This is a genomic window from Lolliginicoccus lacisalsi (genome assembly GCF_014841105.1).
In the GTDB taxonomy this organism is placed as follows: Bacteria; Actinomycetota; Actinomycetes; order Mycobacteriales; family Mycobacteriaceae; genus Lolliginicoccus; species Lolliginicoccus lacisalsi.
The window spans coordinates 76512-95609 of sequence record NZ_JACYWE010000001.1 but is presented as its reverse complement, the minus strand read 5'-3'; the positions used below and the strand labels follow the sequence as shown (position 1 = coordinate 95609).

The 19098-nt window shown below is 68.3% G+C and carries 19 protein-coding genes; 9 read left to right on the top strand and 10 right to left on the bottom strand.

Going from position 1 to position 19098, the window contains the following annotated elements:
• The first annotated feature begins 129 nt into the window (after positions 1–129).
• Together HT102_RS00470 and HT102_RS00465 are read left to right on the top strand one after the other, a co-directional pair.
• Positions 130–432 carry a hypothetical protein gene (locus tag HT102_RS00470; protein ID WP_192037455.1) on the top strand — a complete coding sequence of 101 codons (303 nt, stop codon included), beginning with the start codon at positions 130–132 and terminating at the stop codon, positions 430–432.
• On the top strand, positions 429–1745 hold the full coding sequence (locus tag HT102_RS00465) for a sigma factor-like helix-turn-helix DNA-binding protein (RefSeq protein ID WP_192037454.1): 1317 nt from the start codon (positions 429–431) through the stop codon (positions 1743–1745). The genes HT102_RS00470 and HT102_RS00465 overlap by 4 nt, the downstream gene beginning before the upstream one ends.
• Before the next feature lie 636 nt (positions 1746–2381).
• Here the strand turns inward: HT102_RS00465 and HT102_RS00460 are convergent.
• Positions 2382–3521, bottom strand: a complete 1140-nt coding sequence (locus HT102_RS00460) for an MFS transporter (protein WP_192037453.1) — start codon at positions 3519–3521, stop codon at positions 2382–2384.
• Positions 3522–3612: 91 nt separating this feature from the next.
• Here HT102_RS00460 and HT102_RS00455 point away from each other — a divergent pair, with 91 nt between their 5' ends.
• Positions 3613–4194, top strand: coding sequence for a TetR/AcrR family transcriptional regulator (locus HT102_RS00455; protein WP_192037452.1), 582 nt, complete (start codon positions 3613–3615; stop codon positions 4192–4194).
• 103 nt (positions 4195–4297) lie between these two features.
• A complete protein-coding gene (locus tag HT102_RS00450; RefSeq protein WP_192037451.1) occupies positions 4298–4585 on the top strand; it encodes a hypothetical protein in 288 nt (95 codons plus the stop codon).
• 14 nt (positions 4586–4599) lie between these two features.
• Here HT102_RS00450 and HT102_RS00445 read toward each other — a convergent pair whose 3' ends face one another.
• From HT102_RS00445 to HT102_RS00425, 5 genes are all read right to left on the bottom strand, one after another.
• Entirely contained in the window at positions 4600–5280 is a 681-nt protein-coding gene (locus HT102_RS00445; protein ID WP_192037450.1) for a response regulator, read from the bottom strand.
• Positions 5277–7067 (bottom strand): ATP-binding protein, encoded by a 1791-nt coding sequence (locus HT102_RS00440; RefSeq protein ID WP_225443085.1) that lies wholly within the window; start codon positions 7065–7067, stop codon positions 5277–5279. The genes HT102_RS00445 and HT102_RS00440 overlap by 4 nt, the downstream gene beginning before the upstream one ends.
• 2 nt (positions 7068–7069) lie before the next feature.
• Positions 7070–8485 (bottom strand): TrkH family potassium uptake protein, encoded by a 1416-nt coding sequence (locus HT102_RS00435; protein ID WP_192037448.1) that lies wholly within the window; start codon positions 8483–8485, stop codon positions 7070–7072.
• A gap of 126 nt (positions 8486–8611) precedes the next feature.
• Positions 8612–9034 (bottom strand): (4Fe-4S)-binding protein, encoded by a 423-nt coding sequence (locus HT102_RS00430; RefSeq protein ID WP_192037447.1) that lies wholly within the window; start codon positions 9032–9034, stop codon positions 8612–8614.
• Positions 9034–9360, bottom strand: coding sequence for a GNAT family N-acetyltransferase (locus HT102_RS00425; RefSeq protein WP_192037446.1), 327 nt, complete (start codon positions 9358–9360; stop codon positions 9034–9036). Before HT102_RS00425 ends, HT102_RS00430 begins: the two co-directional genes overlap by 1 nt.
• Positions 9361–9598: 238 nt before the next feature.
• Between HT102_RS00425 and HT102_RS00420 the strand changes: the two genes are divergently transcribed.
• The 3 genes from HT102_RS00420 to HT102_RS00410 all read left to right on the top strand — a co-directional run bounded on the left by HT102_RS00420 (position 9599) and on the right by HT102_RS00410 (position 11820).
• Entirely contained in the window at positions 9599–10489 is an 891-nt protein-coding gene (locus HT102_RS00420) for an ABC transporter ATP-binding protein (protein ID WP_192037445.1), read from the top strand.
• A 2-nt stretch (positions 10490–10491) separates the two neighbouring features.
• On the top strand, positions 10492–11283 hold the full coding sequence (locus HT102_RS00415; RefSeq protein WP_192037444.1) for an ABC-2 transporter permease: 792 nt from the start codon (positions 10492–10494) through the stop codon (positions 11281–11283).
• Between the two features lie 66 nt (positions 11284–11349).
• Entirely contained in the window at positions 11350–11820 is a 471-nt protein-coding gene (locus HT102_RS00410) for a GatB/YqeY domain-containing protein (RefSeq protein WP_192037443.1), read from the top strand.
• A gap of 127 nt (positions 11821–11947) precedes the next feature.
• On the opposite strand, the gene HT102_RS00405 is transcribed toward HT102_RS00410, so the two are convergent.
• The 3 genes from HT102_RS00405 to HT102_RS16220 form a co-directional block, all read right to left on the bottom strand.
• On the bottom strand, positions 11948–13894 hold the full coding sequence (locus tag HT102_RS00405; protein WP_192037442.1) for a heavy metal translocating P-type ATPase: 1947 nt from the start codon (positions 13892–13894) through the stop codon (positions 11948–11950).
• Positions 13891–14259 (bottom strand): ArsR/SmtB family transcription factor, encoded by a 369-nt coding sequence (locus tag HT102_RS00400; protein ID WP_192037441.1) that lies wholly within the window; start codon positions 14257–14259, stop codon positions 13891–13893. The genes HT102_RS00405 and HT102_RS00400 overlap by 4 nt, the downstream gene beginning before the upstream one ends.
• A gap of 170 nt (positions 14260–14429) precedes the next feature.
• A complete protein-coding gene (locus HT102_RS16220) occupies positions 14430–16232 on the bottom strand; it encodes a VanW family protein (RefSeq protein ID WP_333473213.1) in 1803 nt (600 codons plus the stop codon).
• A gap of 136 nt (positions 16233–16368) precedes the next feature.
• Between HT102_RS16220 and HT102_RS00390 the strand changes: the two genes are divergently transcribed.
• A complete protein-coding gene (locus tag HT102_RS00390; protein WP_192037439.1) occupies positions 16369–17184 on the top strand; it encodes an RDD family protein in 816 nt (271 codons plus the stop codon).
• A gap of 20 nt (positions 17185–17204) precedes the next feature.
• On the opposite strand, the gene HT102_RS00385 is transcribed toward HT102_RS00390, so the two are convergent.
• On the bottom strand, positions 17205–17756 hold the full coding sequence (locus tag HT102_RS00385; protein ID WP_192037438.1) for a dihydrofolate reductase family protein: 552 nt from the start codon (positions 17754–17756) through the stop codon (positions 17205–17207).
• Between the two features lie 308 nt (positions 17757–18064).
• Between HT102_RS00385 and HT102_RS00380 the strand changes: the two genes are divergently transcribed.
• Positions 18065–19093 (top strand): hypothetical protein, encoded by a 1029-nt coding sequence (locus tag HT102_RS00380; protein ID WP_192037437.1) that lies wholly within the window; start codon positions 18065–18067, stop codon positions 19091–19093.
• Positions 19094–19098 lie beyond the last annotated feature (5 nt).

Sequence of the window (19098 nt, the reverse complement as noted above, 5' to 3'; positions counted from 1 at the left end):
GGCGTAATTGGGGAGTACCTGCCAAATGACCGAATCCGAGTCTGGATCAAAGACGGTCCGATTAAGGAGTACCAGAGGGCTAGGCGCGGGCTGGGGCCGTATGCAAAGTATGTGCCCAATGCCAGGGCCATGGAGGGTAAGATCACTGTTCTTCTGCTTGGTGATCAGTGGCAAGTGCGTGAAAGCACCATTGATGTCAAGCCTTCCAGGTTTATAGCCGTAGGCCAGGATGATATTGAAGTTTCAGTTATCTGGGGTGCTCCTTCCGACCTCAAGCACATAGTGTGGGCTGGACTGATTGCTCCATCCTACTGTGAAGTCCAGTTGGTCGTTGTCACCACGCCTTCCCAGCCGCTAACCAGTGATGTGAAGTCACTCATTCGCACGCTTGAGCTCAAGCTTGGCACAGAAATCAGGGTGATCGAGCAATGACCGACCCTGCGGACGTTTCCTTCCTTTTCGGCCCTGCGGGGCTAGAACGCTTGAAGGAGCAACTCCTGCTACTTGACCCCAGGGAGCAGGATGCCTTATTGCGTCATGGGTACGGGCAGGCTGTTGGTGCCCGCACCCTGGTAGAGCTCGGCCAGAAGTACCAAGTGTCCCGCGAACGGATTCGTCAGCTTGAGAGCAAGGCGAAGAGCTCGCTGCAACACTCGTTGGACACCATCGCCCCTGGATGGCGACGGCGCTTTGCTGATTCCCTTAGTGGGAGGACCGTCGTTCACTTTAGCCATGTTGCTCAAACAATCAGTGCCGATGAGGTGGGATTGTCGTATGCCCCTGTCATCCTTGAGGAGCTTAATTTGCATCCGGTGAAGCAGGTAAAGTGGTGGTACGCGGGCGACCCCCAAGCTGTGGAGGTAGCTATGAAGTCCCTTGCGCTTACTGGTCCGATATTGAAGGAGGAGTGGGACGAGGCATATGAGTCATCAGAGTTGCCATTTGCTTTCCGTGAACATGTGCTTTGGCGCAACTCTATAATTGAGTTCAGCCCGTTTTTTGTACGCAAAAACGCTCAGCGGCACGATCGAGTTGCGGCAGTGCTGATGAACGGTGCGTTGCCGTGGAATGAAATTTGCGTAAGGACGGGCCTTAGTGCAAATTCGGTTCGTGGAGCACTCGATCATTTCGATGACTTTATTTCTTTATCAAAGGGCTGGTGGGCGCTTGCCGGAAGCGTAGATCGACCAATCTACAGTAGTGCCCTACCTGCCATTCTCGACATTCTCGAGGAGCATGGTCCCCAGCATGCCGCTGAATTGGTCCGCAAGGTTGCAGCGGTTCATGATGTCACTTCCTGGCGCATCAATCAATGCTTAGACGACTACAGGATAGGTCGAATGCCCGATGGTCGGATCTGGCTCGTGGAGCATGGGGCTGTAAAGCCGAAGGAAATAGAACCAGCCCGACCTGATTACATGGTGGCGTCTGGCTGCAAAGTCGGCGTGCGCCAGAAGGTCACTTACGACCAAGCTCGGGGAAGTGGATTCCTTGTGAATAGGTGGCTAGCCTGGCGGCTCGGGCTCCGAGCAACTCCGCAGGCGATCACCTTTGACTCTGAGATCGGGGTGGAACTCAAGGTTACCCGTACCGGCGGTGGTACAGCCTTCAGCTCTATCCGTACCTGCCTAGACCATCACGGGCTTGTTGAGGGGTGCGATTTCGTGATTGTACTCGATCTTGATAGCCGTACTTGGGCGCTCAGGCATAGTTGTGCGCTGGGATGCTGCCCTGTGCGGCCCTAGTCTCTGAGTGTTTTCGCGGCAGAAGCAGGGCTACAATGCTATATTGGTTGTATAGGATGGGATGATGTTGCGCACAGGGGGCGAAATGGGCGGACCGACGGAGCTGGGTTTATGACTCTGGGTCGCCCAGTTTGGCTATTGGTCAGCCGACACAGCGATATGTTGCTCGGTCGATCTGACGATGCTGGCCGCGCTTCACCTTCCGCTGTGCAACGGCTTCGCCCAGAGACGAAATGCTTCCGGTTCGGAATTCGTCACTCGAGGTAATCGGCCTCACTCCAACGTCGAGCGGTTCGGGCCAGGATCTGAAAGTCGCCGCATATCCTGCGAAGTTGAACCGAGATGAGACCGTGCTCGAATTGCCTGTAGCGGAGGATCGTGCGCTTCAGTAGTTCGAACAGGGCAGCGATGTTCATACCCGGTCGCGGCCTCTCTACGGCTGAGCGGTCGTAGTGGCCGCAGAGTTCTGGGTGGGGAAACGATTCCTGGTGGTAAGCGGTCTCCAGATTCGCGCTTGATCTTCCTCCTCCTGTTCACGGGTGTGGCGGGCATGTTCGGGGCTTCTCGAATATTGCACTCATTCAAGAAGCACGCACTGCGTTGCCCCCATGGGGCTCAGTGCCGGGAGGCTGTGCTTCAGGAGAACCCGTGGTGGCTGGTAGCTGGTGATTCGGTGGCTCGCCGGGTCGCGGGGAGCACGGCGAGGAACCCGACCGCGGCGGCGATGCCGAAAGCCACGAGGGGCGATGTGCTACCCAGGATGACGCCGATCAAGGCCGCGCCGAACGCCTGCGCGGTGGCGAGAGCGATGAACAGCGCGGCGGTGCCTTGCGCGGCGTGACCGGGGACGACTCGCGATGCCCACACGATCAGCAGGCCGCAGACAGCGGTGTAGGTGGCGCCGAACACGGCGACCGAGGCATACGAGGCGAGCGGCGCCGCGGGTGCCGCTGCCAGGACGATGGCCGAGGCGGCCATGGCGGAAGCGGTGAGCATCCAGGCGGCTCGCAGGCTCATCGCGTGCGCGAGCCTTCCGGCGATGGCACCGAGCACGCCGAATGCTCCCAGCACCATCCACGCGATGATGGAGTACGTTTCGCCTTCCGTGCGGGAGTCGACCATGACGGTGCGCCCGAACGTCCAGATCGCGGCGCTCGACGCTCCCGCGAGCCCTGCGGCCACGAGCGCAAGGCGCAGCGGTGCCAGGATCGACGCCCGCTGCGGTGGGTCCGGAGGCTCGTCGGCGGCCCGGTCAGAGCGGAGCGTGGCGATGGTCGCCAGGCTGGCCAGGGCCGCGATGGCCAGCCAGCCCAGGCGCCATTGACTGGAGGTGAGGAGCAGGAGGATGCCCGCAGCGACGATTCCGGCGCCAGTGCCGGCATTGACGATCGTCCCGGCGCTGTCCCGGCGCTGCCGGGGGATGTTTCGCTCGACGAGCGCGACGAGGCCGGGGGTGGCGAACCCGGCGCCGGCGCCAGCGAGGATCGTGCTCGGGGCGAGGATGATCGCGCTGGGGGCACTCGCGATTCCCATCGAGCCCAGCGTGGCAGTCGTGCCCGCGCAGGCGACGACGAGCCGCGGGCGGGCGGCGATGCGGGCGGCCATCACGGCTGCGAGGCAGAAGGACAGGAAGCTCCCGGACTGGATGAGCCCGGAGACCGACGGGCCGATCTGGAAGGCATCGGTGAACCGGGGCAGGAAGAGCCCGAACCCGAAGCGCGCGAGCCCGTAGGTGGCGGCGATCAGGGCCATTCCGCTGATCACGAGAGCTCGCATCGCGCCCCCTTGGGAAATATCGGGTACCGGAACGCGCGTAACACCGTATCAAAACGATCGTTCTGTTTGAAGGGATCACTAGACTGGAACCGTGACCACGGCCCAGCGATCACCCGCCCGCTCGCGCCTCCTTGAGGCAGCCGACCGCGTGCTGTTCGATCGTGGGATCCGCGGGACTCCGGTCGACGAGCTTCTGCAAGAGGCCGGAGTCTCCGCAGCCACCTTGTATACCCATTTCGGGAGCAAGGACGCCCTGGTGGCCGAAGCGCTGCGGATGCGCCTCGCGGAATGGAGGACCGCCTGGGACCGCTGCATCATCGCGGCCACCGATGACCTCGAGCGGTTGCTCGCGGTGTTCGACGCGCTCGCCACGTACCGCAGCGAGCAGCACCACCCGGCGCGCTGGTGCGCCTGCCTCGCTGCCGCTGCCGAGCTGCCGGCGACGACCGACGCCATCGGCGAGGTCCTCGCGGCCGACACTGCGTTGCTGGCCGATCGCCTCGTGCACCTCTCCCGCCCGGTCGCCGGGCAGCGCGCCCACGACCTGGCCGATGAGGTGCTCATCGCCTACAGCGGGGCCCTCGCCGCCTTCCTCCGCGGTGCCCCCGCAGAGCCTATCGAGGCGGGCCGGCGTCTGGCCCGTTCCGCAGCCGGCGCCTATAGGAGCGACTGATCGCCGCGTCCCCTCGCTGAGGACGATCCGGCGGCGGATGGCCCTGTCGGCATGGGGTCGGAAGTCTCTATCCCGGGTCGCGGTTCCCGGCGAGGATCGAAAGATGAACGCAATCAGATCGACTGTCGTGGCTACTGCTCTTGCCGCTTCAACAGTCTTTGGAAGCGGCGCAGCGCTCGCGCAGCCCTCGGCACCGATGATGCAGGACACGGACAGCACTTGCGGCACGGTCATGCAGTTCATGCACGGAAACCCTGAGGTCATGCGCTTCCATCATGAGCTATTGCAGCAGCACCCCGACCTGATGAGGATGCACATGCAAGCGATGGGCATGATCTGTTCCCCGGACCAGATGAAGCAGATGCGCCAGATGATGATGCAGCACGGGTAGCGCAGCCGCGCCCGCTAGCCGATGAACCGGTAGCCCATGCCGGGCTCGGTGATGAGGATGCGAGGGCGGGCAGGGTTGTCCTCGAGCTTGCGGCGCAGCTGGGCGAGGTAGACACGCAGGTAGTGGCTCTCGTTCTCGTACTCGGGGCCCCAGATCGTGGTGAGGATGTGCTTCTGGGTCACCAGTTTTCCGGCGTTGCGGACGAGTAGCTCGAGAATGCCCCACTCAGTGGGTGTGAGACGGACGGTGGCTCCGTCGCGGGTCACCTGCTTGGCGGCGAGATCGATGGCGAGGGAGCCGACGGTGATCTCGTTGCTGCTCGTGGCGGGCGCGGCGGCACCGCGGCGGATCGCGGCGCGCAGGCGGGCCAGGAGCTCATCCATGCCGAAGGGCTTGGTGACGTAGTCGTCGGCGCCCGCGTCGAGCGCGATGACCTTGTCGATGGAGTCGACGCGCGCCGAGAGCACGATGATGGGCATCGTCGTCCAGCCGCGGAGGCCATGGATGACCTCGGTCCCGTCGAGATCGGGCAGGCCAAGATCGAGGATCACGACGTCGGGCTTGTGGGCGGCGGCGGCTCGCAGCGCTTCGGCTCCCGTGCTGGCGGTATGCACTGTGTAGCCGCGAGCGACGAGGTTGACGCGCAGCGCGCGCAGGATCTGCGGGTCGTCATCGACGGCGAGGACGTCGGTCATGGGCGCGGCTCCGGATCAGGGGCAGCGGGCAGCGTGACGGTGACGGTGAGGCCGCCGCCGGGGGTGTCGCTGGCCTCGATGGCCCCGTTCATGGCAGTGGTGAAACCCTTGGCCACGGACATCCCGAGCCCGATGCCGGTGGTGCGGTCGCGGTCGCCGCGCCGCTGGAATGGCTCGAACAGCTGCGCGCGCGCGGCGGGGGAGAGGCCGGGGCCATGGTCGATGATCGAGAGTGCTACGTGGCCGTCGGTGTGCCGAGCCTCGATGCGGATGGGGTCGCCGCCGTGGCGGAGCGCGTTGTCGGCAAGGTTGGCGATGACGCGCTCGAGCAGCCCAGCGTCGGCGAGCACATCGGGTAGGTCGTCGGGGAAGCCAAGGCCGACGGCACTGCCGCCGCGGACGCTGGCGAGGGCACGCACCGTCACGTCATCGACGCCGATGGATCGCAGGAGCGGCCGGACGGCGCCGGTGGCTAGCCGGGAGGAATCGAGCAGGTTGTCGACGAGATCGCGGAGCTGGCGCGTGGAGTCGTCGGCCACGCTGAGCATCTCGCGCCGGTCCTCGGGCGTGATGGCGAGCGCGTCGTCCTCGAGCGTCCCGATGGCCATGGTCAGGGCGGTCAGGGGAGTGCGCAGGTCGTGGCCGAGCGCGGAGAGCAGCGCGGTGCGCAGCGCGGCGGCGTCGGATTGACGCTTGGCCTCGGCCGCGGTGCTGGTCATGTGCTGGTGGCGCAGCGCGAGGACTGCCTGCACGCCGACGCTGGTGAGCATGGATCGCCGCGCCTCGTCGAGCGCGGTGCCGTCAAGGACGAGCGTGGTAGTGGCGTCGATGGGGATCTCCTGGTCGTGCGGCGAGGCGACGGGGGCAGGCTGTTCGCGCAGCTCCACCGAGCGCAGCCCGAAGTCCTCCCGGATGCGGGCGAGGAGCGTATCGGCCGGGTTGTCGTCGAGCAGGATGGTGCGGGCGTAGGAGGACATGAGCGCTGCCTCGGTGCGGGCGTGCGCGGCCTCGCGGGCGCGGACCGCGGAGCGATGCACGATGATGGCCACCGCGGCGGCGACGACCGCCATCACCGCGAGGGTGAAACGGTTGTGGGGGTCGGCGATGTAGGGGGTGTTGAACGGCTCGGTGTAAAAGACGTTGAGCAGCAACGCGCTGAGCGCGACGGCGGTCAGCGCGGGCCGCCACGCGCCGAGGAGCGCGACGGCAACCGTGCCGAGCAAGAACGTCATGGCAACGTCACCGAGCTCGAGGCGTGCCTTGAAGGGCACGAATCCAGCGGTGAGCAGCGCGGGCACGAGGATGGCCGCCACCCAGGCCGCGCGGCTGCGCGAGCGTGACAGCGCGGACCCGCGGGCGGCGCCGCGCGCCGGCGGCTTCGCCGGTGTGGTCGCCACGAGCTGAACATCGATCGGCCCGGCCTGCCGGGCAATGGTGGTGGCGATACCGCGGCGGCGCGCTCCGGGCCACCGGGCGCGCCCACTATGGCCGACGATGATGCGGGTGGCGCCTGCGCTGCGGGCGAGCTCCAGCACCGCACCGGGGACATCGCTGGCCACAACGGTATGGAACGTCGCGGCTGCCCGGGCGGCATGCTCGCGCAGCGACTCGACGATCCCGGGCGGCGTGCCGCGCTCACGCGGCTCGAGCACATGCACCACGAGCAGCTCGCCGCCGCACCGCTCCGACGCGCGCGTGGCGTGCCGCACCAATGCCTCGGCATCGCCGCTGCCGGAGACCGCGACGAGTATGCGCTCCACCAATCCTGTTGCCCCCTGGTCGGTCATGCTCACCCCACGATGGGACGTTCCGCGGGCAGCTCGTAGCGCCGGGGCCGCTCCTGCAGCGCGAGCGCGGACGCCACGACCACGGGTCCGATCCGGCCGATGAGCATGAGCGCGATGAGCACCACATGCCCGAGGGCAGGCAGGTCCGCGGTGATGCCCATGGACAAGCCCACAGTAGCGAACGCGGAGATCACCTCGAACATCACCGCCTCCGCGTGGTGTCCACTGATCGCGAGCAGCAGGATCGTCGAGCTGATGATCGCGGCCACGCTGAGCAGCACGATCGTCAGGGCCTGGCGCTGCACCGATTCGGGGATGCGACGATCGAGGGCGTGGACGGTGGGCTGGCCGCGCAGCTCCGCGAGGATGACGAAGCCGAGGATCGCGAACGTGGTCACCTTGATGCCGCCGGCGGTTCCCGCGCTGCCGCCACCAATGAACATCAGCACGTCGGTGACCAGGATCGTCGCCGAGTTCATCTGGCCCACATCGATCGTGTTGAAGCCCACCGTGCGAGGAGCGAGGCCCTGGAACACCCCGGCGAGGATCTTCTCGCCCGTGCCCAGCGGGCCGAGCGTGCTCGGGTTGGAGAACTCGAAGGCGAGCACCGCGGCGATGCCGACGATGGCGAGCACGCCCGTGGCGAGGACGGTGATCCGGGTGTGCAGCGACCAGCGCGGGGGAGGCCCGGCGGGCAGGCCTGCCTTGCTGCGCGCGCGGCGCTCGCGCCGCAGGTGCTTGCCGATCTCGAGCAGCACGGGGAAGCCGATGCCGCCGAGCACGAATGCGGCAATGATGGGCAGCAGTATCCACGGGTCGCCAGTGAACGCCATCATGCTGTCCGAGCGCAGGCCGAAACCGGCATTATTGAACGCCGACGCCGCGTGGAACAGCGCGAACCCGATCGCCGCGAGGACCGAATCAGTGTAGGTGGAGTAGTAGCGGACTCCGATGATGAGCGCCACGATCGCCTCGATGGCGAGGCTCACCACCACGACGCCCACCGCCACCCGTCGCACATCGGCGAGCCGCAGCTCCTTCGTCTCGGCCTGCACGATCAGTTGCATGCGCATGCCCATGCGGCGCGCGACGACGATGCCGAGCAAGGAGGCCAGCGTCATCACGCCCATGCCACCGATCTGGAACAGCAACCCGATGACGATCTGCCCGAACACCGACCAGTAAGTGCCGGTATCGACGACGACGAGGCCGGTGACGCACACCGCTGAGGTGGCGGTGAACAGCGCTGGCAGGGGCGCGGTCCAGTCGCCGGAAGCCGACGAGAACGGCAGCATGAGCAGGACCGTGCCGGTCAGCACGACCACGACGAACCCGCTGGCGACCACGCGCGCGGGATGCCGGACGAACAGCCCGATGAGTTGGCGGGCGCGCGAGGGCCCGCCCGCGCTACGCAGCATGAACGTGGAGTTGGAATGGCACCTATCCAGCGTGCGCAGCCGCGGTGGCGCGCGCACGCGCCTTGATGCGGTCCTGACGGCTCGGGCAGCAGTCTTGATGGTTCCTTGACGCGGTGTGACGCGCGTCTACTGGTTGTGCCAATCGGTGCAGTCGCCGTCCCCGCTGCAGTAGGGCGCGTTCGAGGTCCGCCCGCAGCGGCACAGCGTCGCGCGGGTCTCGGAACGAGGCCCGGACCCGTCGTCAATGGTGAACGATCCGCTGATCCACAGGGGCTGTCCAGGCCCTGTGGTGATCGTGACCCCGGCATCGCCCTGCTCGGCGGGACCGGTGGCGAGCTGGTAGTGCAGCGCGCCGGTGGGACAGCGGCGAACCACCTCGGCGGTGTTGGCGGGCTCGGCCGCGCGGGGCTGTATCCAGGGGCGGCGCGCGGTGTCGAAGACCTCCGGCAGGCCGCGCACGCATTCCGCGGCGTGCAGGCAGCGATGCCGGTCATAGGTGACGGTGATGCCGTCCCCCTCATATGCCTTGGTGCTGGCGTTCTCGTTCATCAGGTCTCCTTGGCCTGCAGGCCGAACTTGCCGTGGAGCTGCGCGGGCACAAGATCGGCATAGCTGGGGTGCTTCTGGATGTATCGCTGGGCGAACGGGCAGAACGGCAGCACCGCGAGCTCGCGCTCCCGTGCCTCATCGAGCACCTGCTCGAGCAGCTGGGAGGCAAGCCCCTGCCCCGCGTAGGCCTTGCCGATCTCGGTGTGGGTGAGGGAGATCCGTCCCTGGAGGATGCTGTACTCCACCGATCCGGCTACCTCGTTGCTGCCGCCGTCGATGAGCTCGTAGCGCTCGAGCATGTCGTTGTCGCGCAGGGTGAATGCCATGCGGGGCCTTCCGGGTGCGTGCCATCTTTCGATGGAGCGTGGTGCTTCCATAGTGCCGCAGCAGGGCGCTCATGGCAGGCGAACGGGGCGACCATGCTGCACCGGGGACCAAGTGCCCGTGCGAAAGAGCCCCCGTGCCCTAGGGCCCGCGTGTGCCATCGCGGGATCGTGGATGCAGGATGTGGCGCAGCGGAGTGAAGCAGAGCCACCTCGGTCCCGATAGCGCGAGGAGGCAGCGATGAGCATGGCGATCCGCACGTCCGGGCTCACCAAGGCATACCGGCGCGCCACCGCGCTCGACAATGTGAGCCTCGAGGTCCCCGCTGGCATCGTGTTCGGCTACCTCGGCCCGAACGGGGCGGGCAAGACCACCACGATCCGGATCCTCGCGGGCCTGCTCCGCCCCACTAGCGGCACCGCGACCATCCTGGGCACCGACGTCCTGGCCGACCGGGAAGGCGCGCAGCAGCATGTTGGCTATCTCCCCGGTGACTTCGTCGCCTATGCGGACCTCACCGCGGAGCAGTACCTGCGCTACCTCGGCAACCTGCGCGGGGGCGTGCCGTCGTCGCGGGCACGGGGCCTGGCGGAACGGCTGCGCCTCGACCTGGGCTCGCGCATCGGCGAGATGTCGCATGGCAATCGCCAGAAGGTCGGCATCATCCAGGCCTTCCATCACCAGCCGGAGGTACTGATCCTCGACGAGCCCACCGCTGGCCTCGATCCGCTGGTGCAACGAGAGTTCCTGGGCATGGTGCGCGAGGCCCGCGACGAGGGCCGCACGGTGTTCCTCTCCTCCCACGTCATGTCGGAGGTCGAGGCGGTCGCGGATACCGTCGGGATCCTGCGCCGCGGCGCGCTCACCGAGGTGGCCGATGTGGCGACGCTCAAGGCGCAGGCGCTGCGCCGCATCGACATGGTGCTCGAAGAGTCCGTGCCGCTCGAGGACCTGCGGATGATCGACGGCGTGCGGGAAGCCACCCGCGATCACACGGGGACCCACGTGCTCGTCGAGGGATCCACCGCGCCCCTGCTCTCCCACGCAGCGCCCTACGGGATCAGCTCGATCATCACGCAGGAGCCAGATCTCGAGGAGATCTTCCTCGGCTACTACGCGAAGGGGGCGTGATCATGCTGCGCAACGTGTTCACCAAGGCGATCCGCGACCAGCGGCGCGCTCTCGTGGGGTGGGGGACCGGCCTCGCCCTCCTCATCCTGCTGATGTCCGCGCTCTGGCCCTCGCTCTCGGCAATGGGCGATCTCGAATCGTTCCTGTCAGGCTTTCCCGAGCCGATGCAGGAGCTTTTCAACCTCGACGAGTACGGCACGGGAGTCGGCTACTACAACACGGAGCTCTTCACCGCCATGCTGCCGATCCTGTTCCTCGCGTTCGGCATCGGCAGGGGAGCGCGCGCCATCGCCGGTGATGAGGAGACCGGAACCCTCGATGCAGTGCTGCTGACCCAGGTCTCGCCCCGTGGCTTGCTGGTGCAGCAGGCGGCCGCGGTGGCCGTGGGCATCACGCTGCTCGGCACGGTCGTGCTGGTGAGCGCCGTCGCCTCCTCCGCGATCTTCGGCCTTGGAGTGGGAGTGGGCGCTGTCGCGAGCGGGGCGCTGGCGATCACCCTGCTGGGCCTGGAGTTCGGCTGGCTCTCGCTGGCGATCGGGGCAGCGACAGGAAGCCGGATCAAGGCGCTCGCGCTGAGCTCCGCCGCCGCGGTCGCGGCGTACGTGCTCTACCTGGCGGGCGCGCTCGTGGACGGGGTGCGGCCGTGGCAGCCGCTCTCGCCGTTCTATCAGGCTCTCGCCGAGGGCCCGGTGGGGGCGGGGCTGCCGTTGTCCTACCTGTGGATGCTGCTCGCCGCCGTGGTCTTCGTCCTCGCGGCCATTCCCGTGCTCGAGCGGCGCGATATCGGTCGCTGAAGCCGAGCGGACGCGCGGCCTGGCATGGCTAGCAAGAGGTCGCTCCCGCGTATCGTGGTTGCCACTATGGCTGAGTTGAAAGCACGAATGCGCGCGGACCTGACGGCCGCGATGAAAGCACAGGACACCGAGACCAAGGCGACGCTGCGCATGCTGCTCGCTGCGGTGCAGACCGAGGAAGTAGCGGGGGAGTCGGCCCGGGAGCTCTCCGATGCCGAGGTCACCAAGGTACTGATGCGGGAGGCGAAGAAGCGCGCCGAGTCCGCAACGGTCTATGCCGACGCTGGCCGGGAGGAGCTCGCGGCGAAGGAGCGCGCCGAGGGCGAGATCATCGCGCGCTACCTGCCCAAGCCGCTCCCCGATGACGAGCTCGCCTCACTCGTCGATCAGGCGATCGATCAGGTCGCGGACGAGACGGGCGAGCGCCCGGGCATGCGCCAGATGGGGCAGGTCATGAAGGCTGCCAACGCGCTTGTGGCCGCGCGCGCTGATGGCGCGCGGGTCTCGCAGGTGGTCAAGGCGCGCCTCGCGGGGTAAGCGCTTGGGGTTCGGCAGGTGCCGACAGCCTCCGCGGGGGTTCGACAACGCCGCGAGTGTTCGAAAAGCGACCAGCTGAAGCTCGAAATGTGTCGTTTCTCGCACACTCGCGGCAGCCGCTGCACCCCTAGCAGTGGTCGCAGCAGCTCCCGCCGTTCTCCCCCTGCGCGAGCAGTCCACCGGGCCCCCGTGCACCGGTGGCTGGCGCGGGAACGGCCACAGCCTCGGGCGCGGAGCCGTCGAGGCGCCGGATGCGGGCGGCGCGGATCGCGTTAAGGATGACGAGCACCTCGGCGGACTCGTGGATGAGCACGACCGTGGCGAGGCCGAGCAGCCCGGTCGCGGCGAGCGGCACGAGGATCGTGATGATCGCCAGCGACAGCGCGATGTTCTGCACCATGATGCCGCGTGCCCGGCGGGCGTGGTCGAGCACCTGGGGCAGGTGGCGCAGGTCGTTGCCGAGCAGCGCGCAGTCGGCGGCGGCGACGGCGGCATCGCTGCCCATCGCGCCCATGGCGATGCCCGTATCAGCAGTGGCGAGGGCGGGGGCGTCGTTGATTCCATCACCAACCATGGCGGTGGTGCCGGTCCGCCGCAGGCTAGCGACCACCTCGGCCTTGTCCTCGGGCAGCAAGCTGGCGTGGACCTCGTCGATGCCGCACTCGGCGGCGAGGGCGCGGGCGCACGGCTCGGAGTCGCCGGTGAGCATGACGGTGCGGATCCCGCGGTCGCGCAGCTGCTTGACCACGGCGGGCGCTTCGGGGCGCAGCTCGTCTCGGACCGCGAGGATGCCGATCACCTCGCCCGCGAGCTCGACGGCAACGACGGTGGCGCCGGATTCCTGCCACGCCCGCGCGTTCTCCTCGAGCTCGGTGGGCAGTGGGATCCAGCCGGGCGCCCCGAGCCGCGCCGGGGCGGCGTCGATGGTTCCGGTGATGCCGCGGCCCGGGACGGCTTGCACGTCGTCCGCGTGGTAGCGGGAGGCTGCGCGCTGCTGGGCGGCCTCGACGATGGGCGCGGCGAGCGGGTGGTCGCTGCGTTCCTCGAGCGCCGCGGCGACCGCCAGCGGGTCGGCCGCGTGCCCGGTTCCTCGAGCGCCGATCACGGTCGGAGTGTTTGCGGTGAGCGTTCCGGTCTTGTCGAGCGCGAGGATCGTGACGGCGCCGAGCGCCTCGAGGGCGCGGCCGGATCCGACGACCATTCCGGCGCGGCTTGCCCCGCCGACGGCAGCCACCACGGTGAGCGGCACGGAGATGGCGAGCGCGCACGGTGATGCCGCAACGAGCACGACGAGTCCGCGCTCGATCCACGTCATGGGATCGCCGAGGAGCGCACCGATCACGGTGATGGCGGTGGCGAGCAGGAGGATCGTCGGCACGAGGGGTCGAGCGATGCGGTCGGCGATGCGCTGGCGGGCGCCGTGGTCCTGCTGGGCCTGCTCGACGATGGTGACGATGCGGGCGAGCGAGGAGTCCGCCACTTCCGCGGTAACGCGGGCGGTGATGGCGCTGGTGCCGTTGATCGCACCGGCGGGCAGGGCGTCGCCGGGGCCTGCCTCGATGGGGATGGATTCGCCGGTGATCGCCGAGACGTCGAGGCTGGTGCGGCCTCCGGTGATGGTGGCGTCGGTGGCGGCGCGCTGGCCTGGCGCGAGGACAAGCGTGTCACCGATAGTGAGCTCGGCGGCGGGGATGTCGAGGATCGTGCCGCCGCGCTCGATGGTGACGGTATCGGGGATGAGCGCGTGCAGGGCGCGCAGGCTGCGGCGGGTGCGCGTGACGGCGAGCGCCTCGAGCCCCTCGGCGAGGGAGAACAGGATGCCGAGCAGGGCTGCCTCGGTGTAGGCGCCGAGCAGCACCGCGCCGATCATGGCGATGCTCATCAGGGTGCCGACGCCGATGTGTCGGGGCAGGCGCGCGACTGCCCGCGGGACGAACGTGCTCGCGCCGACCAGGGCGGAGGCGAGGACGAGGACGGTAGCGGGCAGGCCGCTCAGGGGCACCGATGCGGCGAGGAGCGCGGCGGCGAGCAGGGCCGCGCGGATGGTGGGGTGCCGGATGGCTTCGCGGATCATGGCGTGCTCGCGCTGGTGGTGCCGAGCAGAATGCCGAGCAGTGCCGCGGCCTGGGGGGCGAGGCGATAGAGGACGAGCTTGCCGTCGCGCCGGGAGGTGACCATGCCGGCCGCGCGGAGCTGGCGGAGGTGGTGCGAGGCTAGCGCCTTGCTGGTTCCGGTGATCCAGGAGAGGTCGCAGACGCATAGCTCTCCGCCGCTAGCGAGCGCGGTGGCGAGGGCGATGCGGGTCGGTTCGGCGAGGCCGCGGGCTTGCTCGGCGGCACGTTGGCGCAGTTCCTCGCTAGGGAGGCTGGTGCGGATGGCTTCGGCGCGGGGCAGGTCGAGGCAGAGCAAGTCGCAGACGTCGGGCGCTTCGGAAGTCATGCAAACAGTCTAACGAGTGTTTGCATGACTGTCGGGATCGCCCGATTGTCGTCCGCGAGTGTTCGAAAAACGACACGGACATCGACCAAACCTGTCGTTTCTTGCACACTCGCGGGCCTGGTGATGCGGATGCCGCCCGCTCCGAAGACCGGGAACCGGCGACGAGCAGACTACTCGCACGCCACGATCGGCTGCGGGTCATAGCGCACGGTGCGGGTGTTGCGGGAGATCTCCGCGCCAGTCAAGGCATCGCGCACCACACGGGTATCGGACGTGGTGAAGCCCTGCGAACCGCTCGAGGGGAAGCAGTTCGGCCCCTCCGGCAGGGTGATGCGTGACGGGCTGGTATACGCCCAGCGGCCGCCGTTGATCGATTGCACGTTCACCGTCTTGGTGCCCCACATGCGCACCGTCACGCTCGAGGAGTCACCGAATGACTGGATGAGGATCCCGGTGCCGAAGGGATTGCGGAACTTCACATCGATCGCGCCCTCCCACACCGTTGCCTCGCGGCCGGCCGGATAGCGCGGGATGTAGTACGAGTGCTCCTGATGCTCCACGTCATCCATGCCCGCGAAGTACGAGGCGTTGTACAGGGTGGTGGCGAACTGGCTCACACCGCCCCCGATCGCCTCCGACGGCCGCCCGTTGAGGATGATGCCCGACTCGATGTAGCCCTGGGCAGTACCGCGCGGCCCGGTGTAGCCATTGAGCGAGAAGGTCTCGCTCGGCTTGACCACTGCGCCATTGACCTGCTGCGCGGCACGCCGGATATTCACCCCGGACTCGGTGGCGAAACCTCCGGTGGTGAATTCCGCGACCACCTCGTTGATGCCCAGCGCCTCCGCGTCCGCCGTGCGGAACTCCGCGGTGATCTCGACGTATTCGGCGTCGACGGTTCGGTCCTCGGTACGCAGCATCAGCTCGCTGAAACCCTCGAGCGTCGCTTCCCAATCGATCTCGCTGCCCGAGCGGTCCGCCACCACATACGGCCCGGAGCTGCCGAGCGCGACGGTCGCGTCGCGTGCCGAGGACTCGGTGGAGGCGAGCTGGGGGGAGAGGATCCCGATCGCGGCGTCCTGGTCGAACACGTGCCGCAGCTCGGGGCCGTCTGCCTCGAAGCGCAGTACCTCGCCGACCTGCTCGGGCGGCAACGTCGCGGTGGCTGTGCCGGTTCCCGCTACCTCGAGCGTGGCGGCGAGCGCGGGCTCGGCGACCTCGCGCATCGCGCGGTCGATATCGTCCTCGGTGAGCCCGACCTCGGTGATGTCGGCGGGCAGCATCAGGGGCGCCCCGAGGGGCCAGTCGCGGATGATGACGCGGCGCGCGGTATCGGCGAGCAACTGCTGGCCCTGCTGGGGCATGATGGGGACGGCGCGGGCTCCCTCGAAAGCGATGCCACCCGCTTGTGGCTCCCGATCGATCTCGCCGACGAGGCGCTCCATGGTGGCAGCGAGCGCAGGCTCGTTGACCGTGCGTGCGGCGGGAACCTCGCGCTCCCGGAACAGCGAGGCGAGCCGGGTCAACGGGTTCAGGGGCTGCTCCGCGGCCTGCTCGACGGTGGACTCGAGGTCAAAGGCAAGGCCGGCCTCCGCGGGAACCACGGATGTCTCCACATCGCCGGCGATCACGGGCACTGCCGCGGTCTCCCGATCGCCGAGCGATTCGCGAAGCTTGGCGAGCGCTTCGCCCCGCTCCATACCGCCGATCGATGTGCCGAGCACCTCGGTGCCCCGGGGCATCTCGCCGCGGCTGGCGTAGAGGTCCGCGCCGTACACCGCTCCGGCGAGCAGGAGCACCGCCACTGCGCCGATGAGGGCGCGACGGCGCCCGCGGCTCCCGCGCGTGGCTTCGCCGGAACCACTGCCGGTCGAGCCATCAGCCGCGGCTTCGCCAGGCTGGGGGCCATTGCCCTCGGGCTGGTCCTTGCTGGGCTCGTCGGCGTCGCTGTGGTCGGTCTGCTCGTCGGTCACGCGTGCACGGCTCCCCTGATCATCGGTGGACCAAATCCTATCTAATGCACGCTGGCACGGCACATGGTTCGAGATCGCGTACGCCCTAGCTGCGGTGGTGGTGCGGGTCTGGTGCGGCGCGGATACCGTGGAACCCATGCCAGCACTCGTATCGGGGGAAGCGGTGCCGCTCGACCTGCGCCACGCCACGTTCGCGAGCCGTGGCGTCGCCGTGGCCATCGATGTGGCGGTGCAGCTCACCCTGCTCGGCACGCTCCTCGCCGTGCTCTTCGCCGCGCTGCCCGCGCTCGATCCCGCCGCCTACGCCGCCCTCTCGCTCCTGCTCGTCATCCTGGTCATGATCGCGCTGCCCGTGCTGATCGAGACGCTGACGCGGGGCCGCAGCCTCGGCAAGGCCATCATGGGACTGCGCGTGCTGCGCGATGACGGCGGCTCCATCAGCGGTCGCCATGCCCTCGTGCGCGGTCTCGCCGGCTTCTTCCTCGACTTCTGGGTGCTCGGCTTCTTCGGGGCCGTGGCGCTCGTGGTGTCCCTGGCCAGCCCCGCAGGGAAACGGGCGGGGGATCACCTCGCGGGCACCATCGTTGTGCGCGAGCGGCTCGCGCCGCGGACTGGCCACGCGAGCAGCACGACTGGCCCCCGCGCCGACTGGACCCGCACCGTGGACCTCACCGATGTCGAGCCCTCGCTCTACCAGGCTGCCCAGCAGTTCCTCGCCCGGCGGGAGACCTTCACCGCGCCCGCGCGCGACCGCATCGCCCACGATCTCGCGGCGAGCCTGCGGGAGGCCACCAGCGCGTCCCCGCCCCCGGGCACCCCGGATGAGGACGTGGTCAGCGATCTCGTGGCCGAGCGGCGCGCCCGCCTCGCCAGCACCACCAGCCAGGCCTCTCCGGCGGCGCCCGCCCCCGGCGCGGGAGCCGGGAATCCATGGGCCTCGCCGCCACGGTGACGGCACCCGCGCGCGGTCCGTCAGCCGGCTAGGTAGCGCAGCATCACCGCGGTGTCGAAGTGCCGCGTCTCCGCCAACCGGAGCTGGATGCGCTTGTCCAGCGGCGGGAACAGGGGCGTGCCTCCGCCGAGAATCACGGGCGAGACGAACAGCTGGTACTCGTCGATGAGCCCGTACGGCATCAGCGCCGCCGCGAGGCCCGCGCCACCGACCTCCATGGCACCATCGCCCCCGGCCTTGAGCCCGCGGACCTGCTCGACCGCGTTCTCACTGACCAGGGTGCTGTTCCACTGCACCTCGGTGAGCGTCCGGGAGAACACGAACTTGGGCTTCTCCGTCCAGAGCCCGCCGAACTCGCGCTCGATGGGTGGCGCGTCCTCGGGCACGCGCGGCCAGTACTCGGCCATCAGCTCGTACAGGCGGCGGCCGTGCAGCGAGATCTCGATCTCGCGGTAGCGGTCGTTGTGGAACTGGTGCAGCTCCTCGTCCGGTTCGGTCCAATCGATGCTGCCGTCGCGATCGTTGATATAGCCATCGACGGATACGCCGATCGCATAGATCAGTTTCCTCATGATGGGGCAGACCTCCTGAGCGGTGGGATCTCATCGCCTTTCCCCCGACCTCACCAGGCATCGCTGCCGCTCGGTACCTTTTCGGCGATATCACCGGTTCCCGGGCCCTCGTGCCGCCCCTGCGGGCACGACCGCGTGGCCGCTCCGCGCTGCGTACGCGGCCAGCGCCTGGCAGACTCGGAAACCACTGCGGCGATCCAACCGGCGCGATCCAACCGGCGCGATCCACCCGACGTCGACCCGCGGGGGCATCAACCCTGGGGCGCGACCGCACGAGACCGCGACCGCACGAGACCATAGGGGGAAGCATGACCGACCCATCCGGCCACGACCCAACGGGCTACCGGCCACCGCCGCCGGGCTACCAGCCCCCGCCACCCGGGGGCACGCCAGGCCCGCAGGGCAACCACGGGATGCCCCCGATGCAGCCCGTGGATCCCGCGCGCTCCGGCGCCCCCCGCCCGGGCGTGATCCCGCTGCGGCCCCTCGGTGTCGGCGAGATCCTCGACGGGGCCGTCAAGACAATGACCCGCTACGCGGTCGTCATGTTCGGCCTCACCGCGATCCTCGTCACCATCGGCCAGGTCGTGGCGACAGTGGCGCAGCTTCCCACCGCCGACATCGTGCTCGATCCAACAACGGTGGACGCCGGAACGGAGGGGATGGCTGGATGGGTCGCCGGGCAGCTGATCGCCGCGGTGATCTCCGGGCTCGTCACCATCGTGCTGCTCGGCATGCTGACCACCGTCGTCAAGTCGGCGGTGCTCGGAGCCGGGATCACCATCGGCGAGACCTGGACCGCTGCCCGTCCGCACCTGCTGCGCATCCTCGGGCTATACCTGCTCGGCGTGGTGGCGGGCATCACCCTGATCGGCCTCGTGGTCGGTGGGTTCATCGCGCATTGGGCGATCGGCCTGGTCGCGTTGCTCGTCGGTCTCGCCCTCGTGGTGTGGGTGGGCGTGCTCGTCTCCGTATCGGTTCCGGCGCTGGTGTTCGAGAAGACCGGGGTGATCACCGCGATCCGGCGCTCGATCGAACTGGTGCGCGGCACGTGGTGGCGGGTCCTCGGCGTGCTGCTCCTGCTGATGCTCATCGCTTTCGGCATCAGCCTGATCTTCCTCATCCCGTTCGGGATCCTCGGCGGCATCGCGGGCGCCGTGGTGGACAGCACCATCCCGGTGCTGATCGTCTCGGCGATCGGCGGGATCCTCATGTCCATCGTGATCACCCCGTTCTCGACGGCCGCGACCTCGCTGCTCTACGTCGACCTGCGCATGCGCAAGGAAGGCCTCGACATCGAGCTCGCCCGCGCCAGCGGGGTGCAGCCCACCCCGTAGCTGAC